At 67.7% G+C, this 21,129-nt stretch carries 23 protein-coding genes and 1 pseudogene; 15 read left to right on the top strand and 9 right to left on the bottom strand.

The window, feature by feature from the left end:
- The first annotated feature begins 2 nt into the window (after positions 1-2).
- On the top strand, positions 3-995 hold the full coding sequence (locus AC1DVR_RS06060; protein ID WP_477999644.1) for a hypothetical protein: 993 nt from the start codon (positions 3-5) through the stop codon (positions 993-995).
- A gap of 91 nt (positions 996-1,086) precedes the next feature.
- Here the strand turns inward: AC1DVR_RS06060 and AC1DVR_RS06065 are convergent, their stop codons facing one another.
- Positions 1,087-2,085: a polyprenyl synthetase family protein gene (locus AC1DVR_RS06065; RefSeq protein ID WP_477999992.1), complete on the bottom strand. Its 999-nt coding sequence runs from the start codon at positions 2,083-2,085 to the stop codon at positions 1,087-1,089.
- Positions 2,086-2,144: 59 nt separating this feature from the next.
- Here AC1DVR_RS06065 and AC1DVR_RS06070 point away from each other — a divergent pair, with 59 nt between their 5' ends.
- From AC1DVR_RS06070 to AC1DVR_RS06080, 3 genes are all read left to right on the top strand, one after another.
- Complete coding sequence (locus AC1DVR_RS06070; RefSeq protein WP_477999645.1) at positions 2,145-2,369, top strand: putative signal transducing protein; 225 nt, start codon at positions 2,145-2,147, stop codon at positions 2,367-2,369.
- Positions 2,366-3,130 (top strand): tRNA1(Val) (adenine(37)-N6)-methyltransferase, encoded by a 765-nt coding sequence (locus tag AC1DVR_RS06075; RefSeq protein ID WP_477999646.1) that lies wholly within the window; start codon positions 2,366-2,368, stop codon positions 3,128-3,130. The genes AC1DVR_RS06070 and AC1DVR_RS06075 overlap by 4 nt, the downstream gene beginning before the upstream one ends.
- Before the next feature lie 100 nt (positions 3,131-3,230).
- Entirely contained in the window at positions 3,231-3,395 is a 165-nt protein-coding gene (locus tag AC1DVR_RS06080; RefSeq protein WP_477999647.1) for a DUF465 domain-containing protein, read from the top strand.
- Here the strand turns inward: AC1DVR_RS06080 and yddG are convergent.
- The 5 genes from yddG to AC1DVR_RS06105 all read right to left on the bottom strand — a co-directional run bounded on the left by yddG (position 3,376) and on the right by AC1DVR_RS06105 (position 8,650).
- Positions 3,376-4,257 (bottom strand): aromatic amino acid exporter YddG, encoded by an 882-nt coding sequence (gene yddG / locus AC1DVR_RS06085; protein ID WP_477999648.1) that lies wholly within the window; start codon positions 4,255-4,257, stop codon positions 3,376-3,378. The genes AC1DVR_RS06080 and yddG overlap by 20 nt on opposite strands.
- A complete protein-coding gene (locus AC1DVR_RS06090) occupies positions 4,254-5,429 on the bottom strand; it encodes a sugar-transfer associated ATP-grasp domain-containing protein (protein ID WP_477999649.1) in 1,176 nt (391 codons plus the stop codon). The genes yddG and AC1DVR_RS06090 overlap by 4 nt, the downstream gene beginning before the upstream one ends.
- A gap of 138 nt (positions 5,430-5,567) precedes the next feature.
- Positions 5,568-6,293, bottom strand: coding sequence for an acetoacetyl-CoA reductase (gene phbB / locus AC1DVR_RS06095; RefSeq protein ID WP_477999650.1), 726 nt, complete (start codon positions 6,291-6,293; stop codon positions 5,568-5,570).
- 109 nt (positions 6,294-6,402) lie between these two features.
- A complete protein-coding gene (locus AC1DVR_RS06100; protein ID WP_477999651.1) occupies positions 6,403-7,578 on the bottom strand; it encodes an acetyl-CoA C-acetyltransferase in 1,176 nt (391 codons plus the stop codon).
- Positions 7,579-7,807: 229 nt separating this feature from the next.
- A complete protein-coding gene (locus AC1DVR_RS06105; RefSeq protein ID WP_477999652.1) occupies positions 7,808-8,650 on the bottom strand; it encodes an EAL domain-containing protein in 843 nt (280 codons plus the stop codon).
- A gap of 123 nt (positions 8,651-8,773) precedes the next feature.
- Between AC1DVR_RS06105 and AC1DVR_RS06110 the strand changes: the two genes are divergently transcribed.
- Positions 8,774-9,361: a DNA-3-methyladenine glycosylase I gene (locus tag AC1DVR_RS06110; RefSeq protein ID WP_477999653.1), complete on the top strand. Its 588-nt coding sequence runs from the start codon at positions 8,774-8,776 to the stop codon at positions 9,359-9,361.
- Between the two features lie 146 nt (positions 9,362-9,507).
- A complete protein-coding gene (locus AC1DVR_RS06115; protein WP_477999654.1) occupies positions 9,508-10,092 on the top strand; it encodes a DUF2087 domain-containing protein in 585 nt (194 codons plus the stop codon).
- A gap of 77 nt (positions 10,093-10,169) precedes the next feature.
- On the opposite strand, the gene AC1DVR_RS06120 is transcribed toward AC1DVR_RS06115, so the two are convergent.
- On the bottom strand, positions 10,170-10,718 hold the full coding sequence (locus tag AC1DVR_RS06120; RefSeq protein ID WP_477999655.1) for a TlpA family protein disulfide reductase: 549 nt from the start codon (positions 10,716-10,718) through the stop codon (positions 10,170-10,172).
- A 24-nt stretch (positions 10,719-10,742) separates the two neighbouring features.
- Here AC1DVR_RS06120 and argH point away from each other — a divergent pair, with 24 nt between their 5' ends.
- The 4 genes from argH (at position 10,743) to AC1DVR_RS06140 (ending at position 16,309) form a co-directional block, all read left to right on the top strand.
- Positions 10,743-12,143, top strand: coding sequence for an argininosuccinate lyase (argH, locus tag AC1DVR_RS06125; RefSeq protein WP_477999656.1), 1,401 nt, complete (start codon positions 10,743-10,745; stop codon positions 12,141-12,143).
- A gap of 70 nt (positions 12,144-12,213) precedes the next feature.
- Positions 12,214-12,357 (top strand): hypothetical protein, encoded by a 144-nt coding sequence (locus tag AC1DVR_RS06130; RefSeq protein ID WP_477999657.1) that lies wholly within the window; start codon positions 12,214-12,216, stop codon positions 12,355-12,357.
- A gap of 132 nt (positions 12,358-12,489) precedes the next feature.
- Positions 12,490-13,755, top strand: coding sequence for a diaminopimelate decarboxylase (gene lysA / locus AC1DVR_RS06135; RefSeq protein ID WP_477999658.1), 1,266 nt, complete (start codon positions 12,490-12,492; stop codon positions 13,753-13,755).
- A gap of 28 nt (positions 13,756-13,783) precedes the next feature.
- A complete protein-coding gene (locus AC1DVR_RS06140) occupies positions 13,784-16,309 on the top strand; it encodes a TIGR02302 family protein (protein WP_477999659.1) in 2,526 nt (841 codons plus the stop codon).
- Positions 16,310-16,412: 103 nt separating this feature from the next.
- Here AC1DVR_RS06140 and AC1DVR_RS06145 read toward each other — a convergent pair whose 3' ends face one another.
- Together AC1DVR_RS06145 and AC1DVR_RS06150 are read right to left on the bottom strand one after the other, a co-directional pair.
- On the bottom strand, positions 16,413-17,321 hold the full coding sequence (locus AC1DVR_RS06145; RefSeq protein ID WP_478000009.1) for a hypothetical protein: 909 nt from the start codon (positions 17,319-17,321) through the stop codon (positions 16,413-16,415).
- A gap of 168 nt (positions 17,322-17,489) precedes the next feature.
- Positions 17,490-17,792 (bottom strand): annotated as a pseudogene (locus AC1DVR_RS06150) (zinc-ribbon domain-containing protein); the annotation flags it as partial.
- Between the two features lie 69 nt (positions 17,793-17,861).
- Between AC1DVR_RS06150 and AC1DVR_RS06155 the strand changes: the two are divergent.
- Genes AC1DVR_RS06155 through AC1DVR_RS06175 form a run of 5 tightly spaced genes read left to right on the top strand, consistent with a single transcriptional unit; the run spans position 17,862 to position 21,115 of the window.
- Positions 17,862-18,533 (top strand): cell division ATP-binding protein FtsE, encoded by a 672-nt coding sequence (locus AC1DVR_RS06155; protein ID WP_477999660.1) that lies wholly within the window; start codon positions 17,862-17,864, stop codon positions 18,531-18,533.
- Positions 18,530-19,417, top strand: coding sequence for a cell division protein FtsX (locus AC1DVR_RS06160; protein ID WP_477999661.1), 888 nt, complete (start codon positions 18,530-18,532; stop codon positions 19,415-19,417). The genes AC1DVR_RS06155 and AC1DVR_RS06160 overlap by 4 nt, the downstream gene beginning before the upstream one ends.
- Positions 19,418-19,429: 12 nt before the next feature.
- Positions 19,430-20,158, top strand: a complete 729-nt coding sequence (locus AC1DVR_RS06165) for a lysophospholipid acyltransferase family protein (RefSeq protein WP_477999662.1) — start codon at positions 19,430-19,432, stop codon at positions 20,156-20,158.
- Positions 20,158-20,508 (top strand): TfoX/Sxy family protein, encoded by a 351-nt coding sequence (locus tag AC1DVR_RS06170; RefSeq protein ID WP_477999663.1) that lies wholly within the window; start codon positions 20,158-20,160, stop codon positions 20,506-20,508. The genes AC1DVR_RS06165 and AC1DVR_RS06170 overlap by 1 nt, the downstream gene beginning before the upstream one ends.
- Before the next feature lies 1 nt (position 20,509).
- Complete coding sequence (locus tag AC1DVR_RS06175; RefSeq protein ID WP_477999664.1) at positions 20,510-21,115, top strand: pyridoxamine 5'-phosphate oxidase family protein; 606 nt, start codon at positions 20,510-20,512, stop codon at positions 21,113-21,115.
- Positions 21,116-21,129 lie beyond the last annotated feature (14 nt).

Genomic DNA, 21,129 nt, shown 5'->3' on the forward strand with positions numbered 1-21,129 from the left:
GAATGCCGAAACCTGCGCAAGAAATTCCGGACCTGAACCGCTTGCCCCTTGGCGAGGCGCGGCCTGACGCGCTCGATTGGGCGGGCGGCGCCTTCAGCCTGTTCTGGCTGCTGGCGGTCGGGATCTACGTCTGGTCGGGGCTGAGTGGGGCCGGTTTCATCGGCATCCTGATGACCCTTCTGGTGGTGATCCTGCCGCTCGGCCTCTGCTGGTTCGCGGTGGGTTCGTTGCGCGCGATCCGCAGCCTGCGGGCCGAAGCTGCGCGCCTGCAGGCCGCGGCGGACCAGATCCGCGTCTCCTATGCCTCGACCCAGCAGCAGATCGCCGCCGCCCGCACCACGCCGCGCGCCGAAGAGCCTGCCGAACGGCAAGGCAGCGCCGGCGCCTTCGCCTCGCGCCGCAACGGCACGCTGACCCAAGCCTCGTCCGACCGGCGCAGCGTGATGGCTGCCCCCCGCCCCACAGCCCCGGGCGAGGACCAGCCCGGCCTGGCGCTCGGCACGCCGCTGGAGGCGGAGGCGGCCCCCCTGACCATGGCCGATTTCCTGCGCGCCCTGCATTTCCCCGAAAGCCCCGACGATACCGAAGGCTTCCGCGCCCTGCGGATGGCGCTGGCCGACCGCACCACCGCCAAGCTGATCCGCGCGGCACAGGATGTGCTGACCCTCCTGGCGCAGGAAGGCATCTATATGGACGACCTCGCCCCCGACCGCGCCCGCCCCGAGCTCTGGCGCCAGTTCGCCGCCGGCGAGCGCGGCCGCACCATCGCAGGCCTCGGCGGCGTGCGCGACCGCTCCTGCCTGGCGCTGACCGCCGCCCGGATGCGCGAGGACACCGTCTTCCGCGACGCCGCCCACCACTTCCTGCGCAGCTTCGACAAGGCCCTGGCCGCGATCGAACCGCGCGCCTCGGATGGCGAGCTCAGCACCCTGTCCGACACCCGCACGGCGCGGGCTTTCATGCTGTTTGGCCGGGTCACCGGGACCTTTGATTGAGGCCTTTGGCCTGCGGCATCAAGCGCCGGGGGTTTCACACCCCCGGACCCCCGTGGAGTATTTGCACAGAGGGCAAAGGGGCGCGGTTTTTTTACTTGATCCGGCTGACCACATAATCAGCGAGGTCTGAGAGGACCCCGCGCAGCGGATGGTCGGGGAGTGCTGTCAGCGCCGCGCGGGCCTTGGCCGCCCAGTCCAGCGCCTCGGCGCGGGCGGCGTCCAGCGCGCCGCTTTGCGCGAGCAGGGTGAGGGCATGGTCTAGGTCGCCGTCGCGCTGGTCGCCCTTCTCGATCACCCGGGTCCAGAAGGCGCGGTCCTCGGGGCTGGCCTTGGCCACGGCCTTGATCACCGGCAGCGTCACCTTGCGTTCCCGGAAATCGTCGCCGGTGTTCTTGCCGATCTGCGCCGAGGAGCCGCCGTAATCCAGCATGTCATCGGCGATCTGGAAGGCGATGCCGAGCGCGTCGCCATAGTCGAACAGCGCCTTCACATGCGCCTCAGGCGCGCCGGCGATCACCCCGCCGACCTCGGTCGCGGCGGCAAAGAGGGCGGCGGTCTTGCCGCGCACCACCTGCAGATAGATGCTCTCGTCGGTTTTCAGATCCTGCGCTGCGGTCAGCTGCAGGACCTCGCCCTCGGCGATCGTGGCCGAGGCATTGGCGAGGATGTCCATCACCCGGAAGGTGCCGGTTTCGACCATCAGCTGGAAGCTGCGGGCGAAAAGGTAATCGCCGACCAGGACCGAGGATTTGTTGTCCCACAGGAGGTTCGCCGTCGGCCGCCCGCGGCGCTGGGTGCTTTCATCCACCACATCGTCATGCAGCAGCGTGGCCGTATGGATGAACTCCACCGTGGCGGCCAGCTTGATATGGTTGTCGCCCTCGTAGCCGCAGATCCGCGCGGCGGCGAGGGTCAGCATCGGGCGCAGGCGCTTGCCGCCGGCCTCGACCAGATGGGCTGTGACCTCGGGGATGCGGGGCGCGTGGCGCGAAGCCATCCGGTCGCGGATCAGAAGGTTGACCGCCGCCATATCCTCGGCCAGCGCCTCGGCCAGCGCATCCTGCGGCTTCAGATCGGCACCCTTGTTCATCGCGTTCATCGCTTTCCCTATCTCTCGACATGGGCCCCGGCACACCTTAGATCTGGCCCATGCGCTTGCTTTTACGCACCAATGACCCGACCCTGATCGCCTTTGCCCAAGCCCTGCTTGCGGGCGAGGGTATAACGGCCTTTGAAATGGACGTCCACATGAGCATCCTGGAGGGGTCGAGCTTTCTGCTGCCGCGCCGGTTGATGGTGGCGGACCGCGACCACTTTCTGGCGCGCAGCGTGTTGCGCGACAACGATTTTCCCGCCGACACGCTGCCCGCATGACCAGCGACCCCGCCTTCGCGCTGACCCATGACGCCTTTCTGTGCGGGCGCCTGCACCTCTGGCAGCCGCGCAAGGGCTACAGGGCGGCCACCGATGCCGTGCTGCTGGCCGCCGCCTGCCCGGCGGTTGCGGGGCAAAGGGTGCTGGATCTGGGCTGCGGCGTCGGGGCGGCCTCGCTCTGCCTCGCCACCCGGGTGCCCGGCCTGCAGCACTGGGGGCTGGAACTGCAGGAGGATTACGCCGCCCTCGCCCGCCGCAACGCCGCCGAGAACGGCGTGGCGCTGGAGGTGGTGACCGGCGATCTGACCGCGATGCCCGCTGCGTTAAGGCTCGGCTTCGATCAGGTCATCGCCAACCCGCCCTGGTATCCGCGCGGCGGCTCGCCCTCGCCGGTGGCCGGGCGTGACACAGCACTCAGGGCCGAACTTCCCTTGGGCGAATGGGTCACGGCGGCGGCGCGGCGGCTGGAGCCGGGCGGCTGGCTGACCATGATCCTCGGCGCCGATGGCCTGCCCGAGGTTCTGGGCGCCTTGGGCACCCGCATGGGCTCGGCCGCGGTCCTGCCCTTGGCCGCGCGCGAGGGCCGCGCCGCGCTGCGGGTGATTCTGCGGGCGCGCAAGGGCGGGCGGGCGGCCTTCCGGCTCTTGGCGCCCCTCGTCATCCACCAAGGCCCCGCCCATGACGGCGACCGCGAAAGTTACACGCCTAGGGCGAACGACATCCTGCGCAATGGCGCGGCAGTTTCGGCAGAGTTTAGCTGAATTCTTGGCAAAGCGCCGCCGCGCCATGTGAAGAATTCGTGACAGACTCGGAAAATCGTGTTGCAGTGGGATTCTTAGAAACAGACATAGGAGGTTCCCCATGAGCGTTGCTTCACATGTGACTGAGCTGAAGCGCAAACACGAACACCTCTCGACCGCGGTCGAAGCGGCGCAGCGCCGCCCCGCAGTGAACGATCTGGAAATCGCCGAATTGAAAAAGCAGAAGCTGAAGCTGAAGGAGGAAATCAGCCGGCTGACGCAGTAACCCCCTTGCCGCCGGCGCGGGCAGCGAGGGCTGCCCCGCCGGTAATCGCAAGCGCCGAAAGGCCAAGGGTCGGACTCAGTTCCGCATGGCCCGTGACGACCAGAACCAGCGTGGACAAAAGCGGTGCCGCATAAGACAGCGTGCCAAGCATTTGAATATCCCCGCGTTTCATCCCGACATCCCAGGTGAAGAAGGCCAGCCCTACCGGGCCAAGGCCCAGCGCCAGCACTGACAGCCAACCCGAAGAGGCCGCAGGCCAGACCGTCGGCTCCAGGGCCAGATGGCACAGCGCCGACAGTGCCGCGGTCAGCAGGCAGAACACCGTCACCGCCTCGGTCGGGACCTGCCCCATCAGGCGCGACAGCACCGAATAGCCCGCCCAGGTCAGCGCACACAGAAACGCCAGCCCAAGCCCCGCCGCGGCCCCCGGCCCCGCCGCCATGCCGCCGCCCAGCACGATCCCCGCCGCCCCGGCAAAGGCCAGCCCGGCCCCGATCAGATGCAGCGGGCGCAGCGTCTCGCCGGGCAGAAGGCCGGACAAGAGGACGATGAACAAGGGCCAGAGATAGGCGATCAGCCCGGTCTGCGCATAGGGCGCCAGGCGGAAGGCGGTGAAGTATAGGAGATGATAGCCAAACAACCCTAGCGTGCCAAAGGCATAGACCTTCCAGCTGACCTGACCCAGCACGCCAAAGCCGCGCCCGAAGCCCATCCAGAGCAGACCAATCCCGCCGCCCAAGGCAAAGCAGAACGCGTTCAGCTGCAAGGGCGGCACCGGCGCCGTGCCGATGGTCAGCACCGCCAGAAGCGCCCACATCAGGACCGAGGCGAAGCCGATCAGCGTCGCCGTACCGCGGCTCACGCCCCTGCCCCTGCAAACAGCGCCAGCCGCGCCTTCAGGGCCGCCTCGGCTTCCGCCAGCTTCGCCTTGCGCGGCGGCGAGAGGAACCCCTCGTCCACCGTCCGCTGATACAGCGTATGCAGCGGGTTGGTGTTGATCTCGGTCACCACCGGGCCGCGCGGCGTGATCGCCACATCCCAGCCCAGCAGCCCATGGCCCGGGAACCCCCGGTGCCCCTCGACACAGGTTGCCACCACGCGCTCCCAATCGGGCAGGCCAAAGCCCACCAGATCCGCCTCGGGATCGACCAGCGATTTCGTCACCGCATGGCCGGTCAGATGGTCGCCATATTGCGCCCGGCGGACCACGCCCGTCGCGGGGTCGATCTCGGCCAGGATATTGGTGCCCGAAACCACGCCATCGGTCATCGCGCCCACCGCCGGAATCCGCCAGAGCACATAGAAGGGCGCCGGCCCACCCTCCAGCCACAGGGTGACAAAGCGAAGCGCGGCCAGCGCCGGCCCGGCGCGCCGCGCCATCTCGGGCGTGTTCTCCAGCAATTCCTGAATGATCCAGCCGCGCGGGAAGCCTGCGGCAATCTCGCGCGACAGCCTGCCGGCATCGACCTCGCGGCCATCGCCCAGAACCACGCTCCCCGGCGCCTGACCCAGCGCCATGACCGAAATCGCCCCCAACGCGCGCGAGCCGTTGACCGGTTTGCCGAAGAAGGGCAGATGCGCCGGCTCCAGCAGATATTCCGCCAAAGCCTCCACCGTGGTCAGGCGCGGCAGACCGGGGCCATAGGACACCTGCGGGCTGAAGATCGCCCGCGCCCCCGGCGTCGGCAGACCCATGCCCTGCAGCACAAAGGCGGTGAACTGCTTGTCCACGGTCAACAGCGCCTGCCGGTCGGCATCGCCGCTGGTCAGCCGCTCGTTCACCCCGGTCACCCCGGACAGCGAGATATAGGCCGCGCGCGCCTCGGGCGTCAGCTCTTTCCGCCACAGCCCGTAGCCCAGATATTCCAGCGGCAGCATCCGCGCCTTGCTGCGCGCCGCCCGCATGATCTCGATCCCGAGGCCCATCGAAGAGCGGCCGGATTTCTGGCACGCGATGCGCAGCTTGGCCGGGTCAAGGTCAAGCCCTTCGTTCACCGCCGTCGCGAGGATGGGTGTATCGCCTGCTGCCGCCATGATCCCTGCCCGTTTATTATGGTGTTTCGCAAGTTATCCTCGCAAAAACCGCGCCGCGCAACGAGGAACCGCAGGGGTCTCGCCATGCAAAACGCCCGCAACCGAAGCTGCGGGCGTGAAAGACTCGGGCGTATGGCGTCAGACGAAGAACTGCCCGCCGTTGGCCGAGATGGTCGAACCGGTGATGAAGCCGGCGTCGTCCGAGGCGAGGAAAACCACGATCCGCGCGATCTCTTCCGGCTCGCCCAGACGGCCGACCGGGATCTGCGGGATGATGCGCTCTTTCAGCACCTTCTCGTCGATCGCCTTCACCATGTCGGTGCCGATATAGCCGGGGCAGATCGCATTGACCGTGATGCCAGCCCGCGCACCTTCCTGCGCCAGCGCCTTGGTGAAGCCCAGATCGCCGGACTTCGCGGCCGAGTAGTTGACCTGCCCCGCCTGCCCCTTCTGCCCGTTGATCGACGAGATGTTGATCACCCGGCCGAACTTGCGGTCGCGCATGCCGTTCCAGACCGGATGCGTCATGTTGAACAGGCCCGACAGGTTGGTGTCGATCACCTCTTTCCAGGATTGCGGCGTCATCTTGTGGAACATGGCGTCCCGCGTGATCCCGGCGTTGTTGACCAGCACCGCGATGGGGCCGAGGTCCGCTTCGACCTGGGCGATCCCGGCGCTGCAGGCGTCATAATCGGCCACCGACCATTTGTAGGTCTTGATCCCGGTTTCGGCGGTAAAGGCAGCTGCGGCCTCATCATTTCCGGCGTAGTTCGCCGCAACCGTATAGCCGGCCGCCTTCAACGCCATCGAGATCGCCGCGCCGATCCCGCGCGAGCCACCCGTCACCAAAGCCACTTTCGACATTCCGTCCTCCCTAGACTTTCCTTACAGACCTGTTAGCGAAAATAGGAGTGCCGCGCAAGATTATTGCGCGGCACCATGCTCATGCGGCAATATTACGCAAGCGCAGCAATCAGGCGCGTTCGATGCACATGGCAACGCCCATGCCGCCGCCGATGCAGAGCGTGGCGAGGCCCTTCTTGGCCTCGCGGCGGCCCATTTCGTGGATCAGGGTGTTGAGGATGCGCGCCCCCGAAGCGCCGATCGGGTGGCCGATGGCGATGGCGCCGCCGTTCACGTTCACGATCGACGGATCCCAGCCCATGTCCTTGTTGACGGCACAAGCCTGCGCCGCAAAGGCCTCGTTCGCCTCGACCAGATCGAGGTCGGCGACCTTCCAGCCCGCCTTGGTCAGCGCCTTGCGGCTGGCATAGATCGGCCCGACGCCCATGATCGAGGGGTCAAGGCCTGCGGTCGCATAAGAAGCGATCCGCGCCAGAACCTTCAGCCCACGACGCGCCGCCTCTTCTTCCGTCATCAGAAGCACGGCCGCAGCCCCGTCGTTCAGACCCGAGGCATTGGCTGCGGTGACCGAGCCGTCCTTGGTGAAGGCCGGGCGCAGCTTCTGCATCGACTCCAGCGTGGCGCCGTGGCGGATGTATTCGTCCTGATCCACCGTGACGTCGCCCTTGCGGGTCTTGATCACGAAGGGGATGATCTCATCCTTGAACTTGCCAGCCTTCTGCGCGGCCTCCGCCTTGTTCTGGCTGGCCAGTGCGAAAAGGTCCTGCATCTCGCGGCTGATCTGCCACTGGTTGGCGACGTTTTCCGCCGTCTGACCCATGTGATAGCCGTTGAACGCGTCCCAGAGGCCGTCCTTGATCATGCTGTCGACGAAGGCGATGTCGCCCATCTTGGTGCCGGCGCGCATATGGGCGACATGGGGGCTCAGGCTCATGCTTTCCTGACCGCCGGCCACGACGACATCGGCATCGCCCAGCTGCACATGCATCGCACCCAGGGCAACCGCGCGCAGACCCGAGCCGCAAACCTGGTTGAGGCTCCACGCGCTGGCTTCCTTGGCCAGACCGGCCTTGATCGCGGCCTGACGCGCCGGGTTCTGGCCCTGCCCTGCGGTCAGCACCTGACCCAGGATGGTCTCGCCGACCTCTGCCTTGTCGATGCCGGCGCGGGCGACAACCGCCTCGATCACCGCAGCGCCCAGGTCATGCGCCGGCGTCGCGGCAAAAGCGCCGTTGAAGCTGCCCACAGCGGTCCGCGCCGCCGAAACGATCACGACATTGGTCATTTCCTCGCCCTTTCAGATCCCCTCACGGCGCGGAACATCCACGCCGCTCTTGGGTTTGGACTAGACGGGAAAGCCCGAAAAAGCAACTTCCGAAGCGTGGTCACGCCCGATCAAATTGCCGCAGCCCCAGTTCTGTCGCCTTCAGGAGGAGCGCACGGCATCGGGCGGAAGCCCAGCCGCGACGTCGCGCCGGGGCCCAAAAACCCAAGCCCCACAGGCCGCGCGACCCTCAGGCCGATTGCGCCTGCGCTGCCTGGGGCGCCCAGGGCGGCTGCACGGTGGGGGCGCCGAAAAGATAGCCCTGCAGGCAATCCACCCCAAGTTTGCGCAGGCAATCCGCCTCCTCCCGGCTTTCCACGCTTTCGGCCACGGTGAACATGTCAAAGTTCTTGCCGATGCCCAAAAGCGCCTTGACCAGCGCCAGATTGTCCGGGCTGCGCTGGATCTTGCGGATGAACTGGCCGTCGATCTTGAGGATATCAAAGGAGAAATCGCGGAAATGCCGGATCGCGAGCGGCCCTGCCCCGAAATCGTCCATCGCAAAGGCCACGCCAAAACGCTGCATCTCGTCCATGAAAGCGATGACCAGTTCGGGCACCATCATGGCCGAGTTTTCGGTGATCTCCAGAATCAGACGTTCACCAATGGTTTCATGCGCCTCCAGCCCGGTGTTCAGGATCCGCATCCAATGCGGATAGCCGATCGAGCGGGCCGACATGTTGATCGACAGCCGCAGGTCGGGATGCTGGGCCAGCGCGCGCAAGCCCATCTCCAGCGCGGCGCAGTCGATCTCGCGCCCCAGTTCCTGCCCTTCAATCGCCCCGATGAAATCCCCGGCGGGAATGATCCTGCCATTGGGCTCCATCACGCGGATCAGCCCCTCGTGAAAGGCCACCCGCCGCGGATCGCGCGCCAGCACGACCGGCTGGTAGGCCAGCACCAGCCGCCGCGCGCGGATCGCCTCCTGCACCAGAAGCATCGTCTCCTGATCGGCCTGCGAAATCGCCACGCCCAGCGGGCTGGCGAGGCCGACCCGCGCCTCGATCCTTGGTTTGCCATAATCCGGCTGCATCTCTGTACCCCTAACCCCAATCGTGGCGGGGATGCCGCCCCACCGGTGACAAATCTGCGCGCAAAGGGTAAAGCCCGGGTGAACTTTGGCATTTGCGCCAAATGCAATGCTTTTGGAGCCATGATGACCGAACGCTGTCCCTGGTGCGGCACCGACCCGCTCTATTGCGCCTATCATGACGAGGAATGGGGGGTGCCCGAATGGGACGCCCGGGCGCTCTGGGAAAAGCTGATCCTCGACGGCTTTCAGGCCGGGCTCAGCTGGATCACGATCCTGAAAAAGCGCGACAATTTCCGTGCGGCCTTTGCGGGCTTCCACCCCGAAGTCCTCGCAAGCTGGGGCGAACCTCAGGTGCTGGCGGCGCTCGCCAACCCCGGCATCATCCGCCACCGCGGCAAGATCGAGGCCACGGTGAAGAACGCCCGCGCTTACCTTGCCTTGCAGGAGAAGGGCGATTTTGCGACCCTGCTCTGGGATTACGTCGATGGCGCCCCGCGTCAGAACCGCCCCGCCACAGGCCGCGACATCCCGGCCGAGACGCCGGAATCGCAGGCCATGTCCAAGATGCTGAAGAAAGCCGGTTTCACCTTTGTCGGCCCCACCATCGTCTATGCCTTCATGCAGGCCTGCGGCCTCGTCAACGACCACCTCGTGACCTGCCACGTCCAGCCCCGCGTCGCAGCCCTTGCCAGCCGCCCCGCCCAAGGCTAACCTTGGGCCAGGGTCCGCAGTTCACCCAGGCGTCACCGGTCCGACAGGACAGCTAAACCTGCTTTCCCGGTCCAAGGTTTCCCTCCTCTGGCCCGCCCGCCAAGCCGGTGACCCGCGCGACCCAAGGGCCTGACCCCGAGGATGCCATGACCCGCACCACCATTCCCCTGCCCATCGCAGACCTGTCGCGCTTTGCCCGCAGCCTTGCCGCAGAATTGAAAGCCGACCTCGCGACCGAAGCGAAAGCCGAACCGCCCGGCCATCTGCGCCTCCTCAACATGCTGGCCCGCGCCTCGGGCTTTCGCAACTTCCAGCACCTGCGCGCCAGTCAAAAGGCCGGCGAGGCCCTCTCCCAACCGCCCGAGGCGCCGCCCGACCTGACCCGCGTGCAATCCGCGCTCCGCCATTTCGACGCCGCTGGCCTGATGACCACCTGGCCCGCCCGCACCGCGATCCAGCACCTCTGCCTCTGGGCGCTCTGGTCGCGCCTGCCGTCCGACGTGATGACCGAGCGTCAGATCAGCCAGCACCTCAACCAGATGCACAGCTTCGGGGACCCCGCCCTCCTGCGCCGCACGCTCTGCGAACTCCGCCTCGTCACCCGCGCCCCCGGCGCCAGCGCCTACACCAAGCTCCCGCAGACGCCCCCTCCCGAGGCGCGCGCCCTCTTCAAGGCCCTGCCGATTTCATCCAGACAAAAATATCCCACAGGGGGTGGCGGGGGCGCGTGAGCGACCCCCGCCGCGGGGGGTGCGGGGGGCAGCAGCCCCCCGCCTGCCCGGCCCGCTGCAAGCGCACTTCCGCCCGCCTACTTCCGCAAAGCCTCAAACACCGCCAAAGCCTCCGGCGCGCCCCAATCCGCCCCGCCAATCAACCGCGCGACTTCCTGCCCCTCAGGATTGACGATCACCGTCACCGGCAGCCCGAAAACCCCCATCTGATGCGCCAGTTTCTGGCCCGGGTCGCGCAGCACGGTCAGATCGCTCACCCCCGCCCCGCTCAGAAACCTGGTGATCGCCGGCACCGGGTTCGGCCCCGAGGCCACCGCCACCACCGCCAGATCCGGCACCTCGCGCGCCAGCCTGCCCAGCGCCGGCATCTCCTCGCGGCAGGGCACGCACCAGGTGGCCCAGAGGTTCACCACCAGCCACTTGCCCTTGTAGGGCGCCAGGCTCGCCGCCCCGTCCGCCATGTCCATCAACTCGGCTTCGGGCAAGGGCTTGGGCGCCACCAGGATCAGCTTCTCCATCGGCCCCGTCAGCAGCGCCGGGTCCACCGCCCCGGCGACAGCCAGACCCGAGACCATGTTTGCGCAGGCCAGAAAGCCCGTATAAAGGAAAGCCCGAACGATCCGCATCTTACCTCGCCAAAGGGGGCCACCATGACCCAGAATGAAAAACCTGCCGCCAACACCATGTGGGGCGGGCGCTTCGCCTCCGGGCCCGATGCGATCATGACCGCGATCAACGCCTCGATCTCCTACGACCAGCGGCTCTACGCGCAAGACATCGCCGGCTCCCGCGCCCATGCCGCCATGCTGGCCGCCTGCGGCATCATCACCGATAGCGATGCAACGGCGATCCGGGAAGGCCTCCTCACGGTCTTGTCAGAGATCGAGGGCGGAAAATTCACCTTCCGCACCGATCTGGAAGACATCCACCTCAACATCGAATCCCGCCTGACCGAGATCGTGGGCGAACCCGGCAAGCGCCTGCACACCGGGCGTTCGCGCAACGACCAGGTCGCCGTCGACTTCCGCCTCTGGACCCGCGACCAGTGTGATGCCGCCATCCAGGGCCTCACCACCCTGATGCAGGCCTTCCTCGCCCAGGCCGAGGCCGGCGCCGATTGGGTCATGCCCGGCTTCACCCATCTGCAAGTGGCGCAACCCGTGACCTGGGGCCACCACATGCTCGCCTATGTCGAGATGCTGGGCCGCGACCGCTCCCGCTTTCAGGATGCCCGCAAGCGGATGAACGAAAGCCCGCTCGGCGCGGCGGCTCTGGCCGGCACCGGCTTCCCGATCGACCGCCACATGACGGCAGCCGCCTTGGGCTTCGACCGCCCCACCGCCAACTCCCTTGACTCTGTCTCCGACCGCGACTTCGCGCTCGAATTCCTCTCCGCCTCCGCCATCTGCGCCACCCATCTGTCGCGCTTTGCCGAAGAGCTGGTGATCTGGTCCACCGCCCAGTTCCGCTTCGTCAAACTCTCGGACAAATGGACCACCGGCTCCTCGATCATGCCGCAGAAGAAGAACCCCGACGCCGCCGAGCTTCTGCGCGCCAAGATCGGCCGGATTCTGGGCTCCACCGTCGCGCTTTTCACCATCATGAAGGGCCTGCCGCTGACCTATTCCAAGGACATGCAGGAAGATAAAGAGCAGGTCTTCGACGCCGCCGACACGCTGATGCTCTCGCTCGCCGCCATGACCGGCATGGTCAGCGACATGACCGCCCAGCGTGACGCCCTCAAAACCGCCGCCGCCTCCGGCTTCTCCACCGCCACCGACCTCGCCGACTGGCTGGTCCGCGCCTTGGGCCTGCCCTTCCGCGAGGCGCATCATGTCACCGGCCGCCTGGTGGCGCTCGCCGAATCCAAGGGCTGCGACCTGCCCGACCTCTCGCTGGCCGAGATGCACTCCGCCCACGAAGGCATCACACAAGAGATCTACTCCGTTCTCGGCGTCGAAAACTCGATCCGCTCGCGCCAGTCCTACGGCGGAACCGCGCCCGATCAGGTCCGCGCCCAGATCGCCCGCTGGAAGGCCGCCCTCGCCTGAGCCAGACTGCAGCAGATCCACCGCACCTCCCGGTGGAGCCCCTCGAATCAATACAACCCAAAGGTTCCCCATGTCCCGCCTCGCCCTCCTCAGCCTCCTCGCCCTCGCCGCCTGCGGGGCCGATGGTCTGCCCACGCCGCCCGCCGCCACCACACCCGCCTCCAATGTCACCGTCAGCGGCGAAGCAAGGGTCGGCGCCACCGCCTCGTTCTAAGGCCCGCTCCGCTTTCTTGCGCTTTCATTTTGGCCCAAATATCCCCGCCGGAGGCCTCCGCCCCCGGCGCCAATTGCACCCGGGGGATCATCTGCTATAGCTGCCGGGGCAAAGACGCGAAGGGGCCAGCCGATGGATCATTTCCTGTACCGGGACGGGCGGCTGATGGCCGAAGACGTCGCCATCTCCCAGATCGCCGAGGAGGTCGGCACCCCCTTCTACGTCTATTCCGCCGCCACCCTGACCCGGCATTACAAGCTCTTCTCCGAGGCGCTCTCCCCCCTGCCGCACCAGATCTGCTTTGCGATCAAGTCCCTGTCGAACCTCGCCGTCCTGAAACTGCTCGGCGACCTCGGCGCGGGCATGGATGTGGTCTCGGGCGGCGAATATATGCGCGCCAAGGCCGCCGGCGTGCCGGGGGATCGCATCGTCTTTTCCGGCGTCGGCAAGACCCGTGACGAGATGGCCCTCGCCCTGCAAGGCGGCATCCGCCAGTTCAACGTCGAATCCGAGCCCGAACTTCTCGCCCTCTCCGCCGTGGCCACCAAACTGGGCCTCACCGCGCCGATCACCCTGCGGGTCAATCCGGACGTTGACGCCAAGACGCACGAGAAGATCGCCACCGGCAAGAAAGAGAACAAGTTCGGCATCCCGATCGCCAAGGCCCGCGCCGTCTATGCGCTTGCGGCCACTCTGCCCGGCCTCAAAGTCGTCGGTGTCGATGTCCATATCGGCAGCCAGCTGACCGACCTCGCCCCTTTCGAGGCCGCCTTCCTGAAAGTCGCCGAACTGACCGAACAGCTGCGCGCCGACGGCCATGTCATCACCCGCCTCGACCTCGGCGGCGGGCTTGGCATCCCTTACGAGCGCTCGAACGAGGCGCCGCCCCTGCCGCTCGACTATGGCGCCATGATCAAGCGCACCCTTGGCCATCTGGGCTGTGAGATCGAGATCGAGCCCGGTCGCCTGATCTCCGGCAACTCCGGCCTTCTGGTCTCGGAAGTGATCTATGTGAAAGAGGGCGAGGATCGCACCTTCCTGATCGTCGATGCCGCGATGAACGATCTGGTGCGCCCCTCGATGTATGGCGCCCATCACGACATCATTCCGGTCATCGAACCCGAAGTGGCCGCCCCGCCGCAGGCTTATGACATCGTGGGCCCGGTCTGCGAGACGGGCGATACCTTCGCCAAGGCCCGCCCCCTGCCCCAACTGGCCGAAGGCGACCTGATCGCCTTCCGCTCGGCGGGGGCTTACGGTGCGGTGATGGCCTCGGAATACAACACAAGGCCGCTCATCCCCGAGGTTCTGGTGCGCGGGGATCACTTCGCCGTCATCCGGGCCCGGCCCACCATTGACGAAATCCTCAAGCGGGATAGCATTCCGGAATGGCTGTGAGTTTCACGGCCAGAAACCGGCGGAGGCAATGAGCGAAGGCAAGCCCGAAGCGGCCCTGAAGCGGATCGAGTTTCCGCTGCGCCTGACCCTCATGGGGCTCTGGGCCGAAAGGCTGGTGCGTGCCTTCTGGCCGCTCTGGACCCTGCTGATCACCGGCCTCGGCCTCGCCGCCCTCGGCGTGCAGGACCATCTGCCGTTGGAAGCCGACTGGTTCGGCATCGTCTCCCTCATCGTGGCCTCGGTCTGGGCGCTGATCTGGGGCTGGCGCACCTTCCGCAAACCGACCCGGGACGAGGCTCTGGCCCGGCTCGACAGCCGGATGCCCGGCCGCCCGATCGCGGCCCTGCGCGACAGTCTGGCGCTGGGAGCGGGGGACGAGGCGGCGCAGGCGATCTGGTCGGTCCACCGCGACCGCATGGCGGCGCGCGCCGCCGATGCCAAGCCGGTCGAGCCCGACCTGCGGCTGGCCAGCCGCGACCCCTATGCCTTCCGCTACATGGCGCTGACCCTTCTGGTGCTGGCGCTGCTCTTCGGCTCGCTCTGGAAAGTGGCCTCGGTCGCAGGCCTGCCCGCCCCGGTGGGTCCGGGGCAAGCCGCCGCAGGCCCGGCGTGGGAAGGTTGGGCCCAGCCCCCCGCCTATACCCACAAGCCCAGCCTCTACCTCGCCGATCAAAAGGACGAGGCGCTGGTCCTGCCCGAGGGCACCCGCATCCAGCTGCGCTTTTACGGCGCACCGGGCGCCCTGATCCTCGCCGAGACGGTGTCAGGCCGCACCAATGTGCCGCCGGCCTCCGAACCGGTGCAGGATTTCACCGTCAGGCAATCCGGCCGGCTCTCGATCTCCGGCGCCGGGGGCCGCGAATGGCTGGTCACGGTCCTTGCCGATGCGCCCCCCGCCATCGCCACCAAAGGCCCGATCGACCGCGACGCCGATGGCCGCTTCAAACTGCCCTTCGAAGCGACGGATGATTACGGCGTGGTCAAGGGCTCCGCCACCATCGCGCTGGACCTTTCCGCCGTCGACCGCCGCTACGGCCTCGCCGCCAAGCCCGAGGACCGCGCCCCCATCACCCTCGACCTGCCCCTGCCGATGAAGCGCGACCGCACCAAGGTTGATGCCGTGCTGGTCGATGACCTGTCCAAGGATGTGCTGTCCAACCTGCCGGTCACGCTGACCCTCTCGGCCACCGATGCCGCCGGCCACACCGCCACCGCCGAACCCCTGCACGTCACCCTCCCCGGCCGCCGCTTCTTCGACCCCCTCGCCGCCGCCATCATCGAGATGCGCCGCGATCTTCTGTGGAGCCGCACCAACGCCCCCCGCACGGTCGAGGTCCTGAAAGCCGTGACCTACAAGCCCGAGGGCTTCATCCTCGACCAGAAGGTCTACCTGCGCCTGCGCGTGCTGATCAAGGAACTCGACGCGATCGCGCCCTCGCTGGATAAAGCCAAGCGCGACGAGCTGGCCGAGGAGCTGTGGAAGATCGCCCTGCAGGTCGAAGACGGCTCCCTCTCCGACGCCTTCGAGGCGATGAAACGCGCCCAGGACCGCTTGGACGAGGCGATCCGCAACGGCGCCAGCCCCGCCGAGATCGACCGCCTGATGAAGGAAATGCGCGAGGCCTTGGACAAATACATGGCCCAGCAGGCCCAGAAGGACGCGCAGAACCCCGACGAGCCGGGCAAGAAAGACCAGCCCGGCATGAAGCTGACCCAGGATCAGCTGCAACAGATGCTCGACCGCCTGCAACAGCTGATGAAAGAGGGCCGCACCGCCGAGGCGCAGGCCCTGATGCAGCAGCTGCGCGATTTCATGAACAACATGAAGGTGACGCAAGGCCAGGGCGAGGGTCAGGGCGGCCCCGGCGGCAAGGCGATGAAGGATCTGGGCCAGACCCTGCGCGACCAGCAGAAGCTCTCCGACGACAGTTTCCACGACATGCAGAACGGCGGCCAGCCCAACCCGGACGGCCAGCAGGGTCAGGATGGGCAGCAGGGCCAGGACGGCCAGCAGGGCCAAGGCGACCAGCCCGCCCCCGATGGCCAAAGCGGCCAGAGCCTCGCCGAACGCCAGCAGGCGCTGAAGGACCGCATCGAGGCCCTGCGCAAATCCGGCACCCTGCCCGGCGCCGGCGATCCCAAGGGCGAGGAAGGCCGCAAGCAGCTTGACGAGGCGGGCCGCGCCATGAAGGACGCCGAACAGGCGCTGCGCGACGGCGACCTGCCCGAGGCCCTGGACAAGCAGGCCCAGGCGCTGGATGCGCTGCGCCAGGGCATCAAGCAATTGGGCGAGGCGCAGGCGCAAAGCCAGCGCGACCGCAACGCGAACGACGCCAAGCCCACCGATCAGGCCGGCCCGAAAGGCCAGCGCGACCCCCTTGGCCGTGAAAGCAGTGACAACAGCCAGACCGGCTCCGATCAGGGCATGCTGCAGAACAAGGATGTCTACCGCCGCGCCCAGGAACTGCTGGACGAGATCCGCAAGCGCGCCGGCGAACAGGGCCGCAGCGATCAGGAACGCAGCTATCTGCAGCGCCTGCTCGACCTGTTCTGAGCAGAGTCAGCAGGCCTTAAGCAGAACGGAAAAACGGGGCGGCCCATCGCTGGGCCGCCCCGTTTTCCTGTTGATGGGTCCCGCAAAGCCTGGGCGGGCGCGCTCAGCCCTGCGAAGCGCCTTCCATGCCGCGCAACATGCCGATCAGGCTGCGGATCTGGCTGTCGACCCAGACCCGCGCCGCATCGACGGTCGCGACATAAGACGCGGCCGCCCCGGCGAGCGAGGGCACCTTGGCCTCGATCAGCGGCGCAAAGACGTACAGCGCCAGCAGGATCACCCCGAACAGCACCAGCGTCAGGAACCCGGTGCGGAAGCCGCCCTTGCGCGGACCGGAGGCCTCCATCTCGCCGAAATTCGCCTCGTCATAGCCGCGCTCGGACGTGGCGCGCAGGGTCGAGTTGATCTCTTCGATCGCCGGCAAAAGATCGCGGCGCGGCCGGGCGGGATCGACCGGAACAGCCTCTACGCGACTCGTCTCAACGCGACCCGTCTCGACCCGGCCAACCGTGGCAGGACCAGCCGCCGTGACGGGGGCCGGGGTCGGGGCGGGCGATGGCGCGGCGAGCGGTGCCGCAGCGGGCGCCGGCCGGGGCGTGGCATCGGCCTGCAAGCGCGCGGCGCGACGGCTGGCGGCGGGGTCCAGCGTCATCTCGGTCTGGGTTTCCAGCACGGGCGGCGCTTCGGCGCGGCGTGCGGCCGACTCGCGGGCCGCCTCTTCGCGCAGCACCGCCAGAATGCTTTCATCGATGTTGCGCGCCGGCATCGGCTCGGTCCGGATCGTGACCACATTGGGCGCCGCAGCCGCAGCGGGCGCCATCGCCGGGTCGGGCACCAGATCGGGCAAGGCGGGCATTGCCGGGCTCGGCAAGGCCTCCTCCTCAAACTCGGGCAGCGGCGGCGCGGCCAGCGCCATATCCCCGCCCGGCATTTCCTCCGGCCCATATTCCAGATCGTAGTCGGGGTCGTAGTCCGGCTCGGCGGCGGCCAGGATGTCTTCGGGCTCCGGCATCGGGGGGGGCGCAGGGATTGGCGGTGCCGCCGGGATTGCGGGAGCAACTGAGGCAGCGGCTGCGGCGGCAGGCGCCACCGTCGATGTCACGGTCGTCTGCGCCTTCGCCCTTGCGGTTACTGCGGGCTGTTCGGCCACAGCCTCGGGATGGGTCTGAAACCACGCATGACCGCAATTCGAACATTGCACATCGCGCCCTGCCCGCGGAATGGCGGCATCATCCACCTCGTATTCCGCATCGCAATTGGGGCACACCAAACGCATCTGAACCTGTCCCGCCAAATTTCCGGTTGTTTTGACAGGTGTTGTACCAAGGAAAGCGCTGTCGTCCAATGGTTTGTGTCCGAATGAGAGACACTGGCCCGCGGGTGTTGCGGTCAAGGTGCAGGTCGGGCGGCCTGCGGGGCGGCAGGACGCGCAAATTTTCGGTCCGGCGCGCCGCCCCACCCGATTTCGCCGCCCCGCCCGCATACGAGCCGTTGAAACCCGTGTTCCGTTCAGCGATGGTAAGGCTGCACTTTTCAGGAACGGACCTAGGGTTTGATCGCTTTCGAAAATGCCGCCTACAGCTACGGCGGCGGAGAGCTGCTGTCAGAGATCTCGTTGCGGCTGGCACCGGGGTCGTTTCACTTTCTGACCGGGCCGTCGGGCTCGGGCAAATCGACATTCATGAAGCTGTGCTATGCCGAGCTTTTGCCCACGGCGGGCCGGGTCACCCTGTTCGACCGCGAGGTGCGGGGCCTCAGCCGCGATGACGTGGCCCTGACCCGGCGGCGGATCGGCGTCGTGCATCAGGATTGCCAGTTTCTGGATCATCTGCCCCTGTCGGCCAATGTGGCCTTGCCCCTCGTCGTGGCCGGGCGCCCGACCCAGGCCGCCGATCTGTCGGACCTTCTGAACTGGGTGGGGCTTGGCCCGCTGGCGGCGTCCCTGCCGCCCTCGCTGTCGGGGGGGGAGCGGCAGCGCGCCGCCCTGGCCCGGGCGATCATCACCGGCCCGGATGTGATCCTGGCCGACGAGCCGACCGGCAACCTCGACTGGGAGATGTCGCTCCGCCTCCTGACCCTGCTGGTGGAGCTGAACCGGATGGGCAAGACGATCCTTGTGGCGACCCATGACCTCAACATCATCCGCCAGGCCAAAAGCCAGATCGCGGCGCGGGTGCTGCGGATCTCCAAACGGCGGATCCAGCTGGCGGGGGCGGACCTGTGAGCCTGTTCCGCCGCCCGACCCAGGCGCAGGATGACCGCGTGGTGCCGCCCTCCGGCGCCTCGGCGCGGCTGACCTCCTTCACCGCCGGGGCGATGGCCTTTCTGGCGGTCTTTGCCATGGCGCTGTCGATGGCCTCGGACCGGCTCGCCACCCGCTGGGCCGATGCGCTGGACCGCACGGCGACGGTGCGCATCTCGGCGCCGGAGGATCAGCTGGCGCTGCAGACCAAGGCGGTGATCGACCTTCTGGCCACCACCCCCGGCATCGCCTCCGCCCGCGCGCTGACGGCTGATGAGGCCAAGAAACTGCTGGAACCCTGGTTCGGCCCCGACCTGCCGCTGGAAGACCTGCCCCTGCCCCAGCTGATCGAGGTGAAGGAAACCGGCGCCGGCTACGACGCCGAGGGCCTGCGCCAGCGCCTCTCGGCCGAGGCGCCGGGTGCCGTGCTCGACGACCACCTGCGCTGGCGCCGCCCGATGGCCGAGGCCGCCAGCCGCCTGCGCCTTCTGGGCATTCTCGCCATCGGCCTGATCGGCGCCGCGATGGCCGCGATGATCACCCTCGCGGCAGGGGCGGCGCTGGCGGCCAATGCCCAGGTGATCAAGGTCCTGCGGCTGGTCGGCGCCCGCGACGCCTATATCGCCCGCGCCTTCGTCCGCCGCTTCACGCTGCGCGCCACCTCCGGCGCCCTGGCCGGCGTCTTGGCCGGCATGGCCGGCGTCGCCCTTCTGCCCGCGCAAGACGCCGCCGGCGGCTTTCTGACCGGGCTCGGCTTCACCGGCCTCGGCTGGTTCCTGCCCCTGCTCCTGGTGCCGCTCGCCGCCATCGTGGCCTTTGTCGCCACCCGCACCGCCGCCTTCCGCACCCTGCGCGGATTGACCTGAGAGGCCATGCCCATGCCCAAACCGATCCGCTGGATCCTGTCCCTGATCTTCATCGTCCAGATGTACCTGGCGATGGCCGTCGTGGCCCTCGTCTTCGCCATCCCCGCCCTGATCAGCCGCGAGGGCGCCTTCGCCGGGGTCCATGCCTATTGCAACTGGGTCCGTTTCACCGCCCGCCTCCTCGTGGGCCTTCGCTCCGAAGCCCGCGGCGAGATCCCCCAGGGCGAGACGCTGATCGTCGCCAAGCACCAAAGCTTCTTCGACATCATCCTCCTCTGCGCCTTTCTGCCCCGCCCGAAATTCATCATGAAGAAAGAGCTGATCTGGACCCCGATCCTCGGCCAATACGCCCTGCGGATCGGCTGCATCCCGCTGGACCGTGGCAAGCGCGGCGCGGCCATCGCCAAGCTGAAGGAAGACGCCCTGCGTGGTGCCGCCCACCCCGGCCAGCTGGTGATCTACCCGCAAGGCACCCGCGTCGCCCCCGGCGTCGCCCTGCCCTACAAGGTCGGCGCGGGCCTCCTCTACGATCAACTCGGCCAGACCTGCGTGCCGGTCGCCACCAACGTCGGGGTCTTCTGGCCCAAACACGGCATCATGCGCCAGCCCGGCCTTGCGGTGATCGAGTTCCTGCCCGCCATCGCCCCCGGCCGCCCGGTCGGCGACTTCATGCGCGCCATCACGAGTGAGATCGAGACCGCCTCCGACGCCCTGATGGCCGAAGCCGGGTGGCGCCCCTGATGGCGACCCGCCCCGCCACCATCGCCGACCTGACCGACGCTTTCGCCACCCTGCCGGGCCTGACCACCCGCAAGATGTTCGGCGAATATGCGGTCTACCTCGGGGCCAAGGTCGTGGCGCTGGTCTGCGACGACCTTCTGTATATCAAGCCCACGCCCGGCGCCCTGGCCCTGATCCCCACGCCGCAGATGGCCCCGCCCTACCCCGGCGCCAAGGACCATATCTGCCTCGAAGGCGCCCTCGATGACCCCGACCTCGCCATGGCCGCCCTGCGCGCCGTGGAGGCCGACCTTCCCGAACCGAAGCCGAAAAAGCCCAAACCGAAAAAGCCCAAACAACCAAAGGCCTGAGATGGACTGGATCACCACCCTCGACGACCTCCACGCCCTGTACGGCACCCCAAGCAAACCCGCTTTGGCGAAAGTCACCCCGCACCTGACCCCGAGCTACCGCGCCTTTCTGGAGCGGAGCCGCTTTTGCGTGCTGACCTCGGTCGGCCCCGAGGGCACCGACGGAAGCCCGCGCGGCGATCAGGGCCCGGTGGTCCGCGTCCTTGATGCCCGCACCCTCGCCCTGCCCGACTGGAAGGGCAACGAGCGGATCGACAGCCTTCGCAACATCCTGCGCGACGGCCGCGTCAGCCTGATGTTCCTGATCCCCGGCTCGACCACCGCGCTGCGCATCAACGGGCGCGCAAGGCTGACCGCCGATGCCAGCCTCTGCCAAAGCTTCGAACGCGACGGCAAGCATCCCCGCACCGTCATCGTCATCGCGGTGGAAGAGGTCTATTCGCAATGCGCCCGCGCCCTGCAACGCTCCGCCTTCTGGACCGAGGGCGACCAGAGCCAGGGCCTGCCCTCGGTCGGGACCATGCTGCAAGAGGCGTCCGAGAGTGCCATCGACGGCGCCGAATACGACCGCGAGCGCGCGACCCGCGCCCATCTCGGCTGGTGGTAAGCCCCGCCTGACCC

The organism is Rhodobacter sp. P2_H5, assembly GCF_056403335.1.

Bases quoted from the DNA above. Each gene is read 5' to 3' on its own strand.
- AC1DVR_RS06060 (WP_477999644.1), top strand. From the start codon at position 3: ATGCCGAAACCTGCGCAAGAAATTCCGGACCTGAACCGCTTGCCCCTT.
- AC1DVR_RS06065 (WP_477999992.1), bottom strand. From the start codon at position 2,085: ATGAACAAGGGTGCCGATCTGAAGCCGCAGGATGCGCTGGCCGAGGCG.
- AC1DVR_RS06070 (WP_477999645.1), top strand. From the start codon at position 2,145: ATGCGCTTGCTTTTACGCACCAATGACCCGACCCTGATCGCCTTTGCC.
- AC1DVR_RS06075 (WP_477999646.1), top strand. From the start codon at position 2,366: ATGACCAGCGACCCCGCCTTCGCGCTGACCCATGACGCCTTTCTGTGC.
- AC1DVR_RS06080 (WP_477999647.1), top strand. From the start codon at position 3,231: ATGAGCGTTGCTTCACATGTGACTGAGCTGAAGCGCAAACACGAACAC.
- AC1DVR_RS06090 (WP_477999649.1), bottom strand. From the start codon at position 5,429: ATGGCGGCAGCAGGCGATACACCCATCCTCGCGACGGCGGTGAACGAA.
- phbB (WP_477999650.1), bottom strand. From the start codon at position 6,293: ATGTCGAAAGTGGCTTTGGTGACGGGTGGCTCGCGCGGGATCGGCGCG.
- AC1DVR_RS06100 (WP_477999651.1), bottom strand. From the start codon at position 7,578: ATGACCAATGTCGTGATCGTTTCGGCGGCGCGGACCGCTGTGGGCAGC.
- AC1DVR_RS06105 (WP_477999652.1), bottom strand. From the start codon at position 8,650: ATGCAGCCGGATTATGGCAAACCAAGGATCGAGGCGCGGGTCGGCCTC.
- AC1DVR_RS06110 (WP_477999653.1), top strand. From the start codon at position 8,774: ATGACCGAACGCTGTCCCTGGTGCGGCACCGACCCGCTCTATTGCGCC.
- AC1DVR_RS06115 (WP_477999654.1), top strand. From the start codon at position 9,508: ATGACCCGCACCACCATTCCCCTGCCCATCGCAGACCTGTCGCGCTTT.
- AC1DVR_RS06120 (WP_477999655.1), bottom strand. From the start codon at position 10,718: ATGCGGATCGTTCGGGCTTTCCTTTATACGGGCTTTCTGGCCTGCGCA.
- argH (WP_477999656.1), top strand. From the start codon at position 10,743: ATGACCCAGAATGAAAAACCTGCCGCCAACACCATGTGGGGCGGGCGC.
- AC1DVR_RS06130 (WP_477999657.1), top strand. From the start codon at position 12,214: ATGTCCCGCCTCGCCCTCCTCAGCCTCCTCGCCCTCGCCGCCTGCGGG.
- lysA (WP_477999658.1), top strand. From the start codon at position 12,490: ATGGATCATTTCCTGTACCGGGACGGGCGGCTGATGGCCGAAGACGTC.
- AC1DVR_RS06140 (WP_477999659.1), top strand. From the start codon at position 13,784: ATGAGCGAAGGCAAGCCCGAAGCGGCCCTGAAGCGGATCGAGTTTCCG.
- AC1DVR_RS06145 (WP_478000009.1), bottom strand. From the start codon at position 17,321: ATGCCGGAGCCCGAAGACATCCTGGCCGCCGCCGAGCCGGACTACGAC.
- AC1DVR_RS06165 (WP_477999662.1), top strand. From the start codon at position 19,430: ATGCCCAAACCGATCCGCTGGATCCTGTCCCTGATCTTCATCGTCCAG.
- AC1DVR_RS06170 (WP_477999663.1), top strand. From the start codon at position 20,158: ATGGCGACCCGCCCCGCCACCATCGCCGACCTGACCGACGCTTTCGCC.
- AC1DVR_RS06175 (WP_477999664.1), top strand. From the start codon at position 20,510: ATGGACTGGATCACCACCCTCGACGACCTCCACGCCCTGTACGGCACC.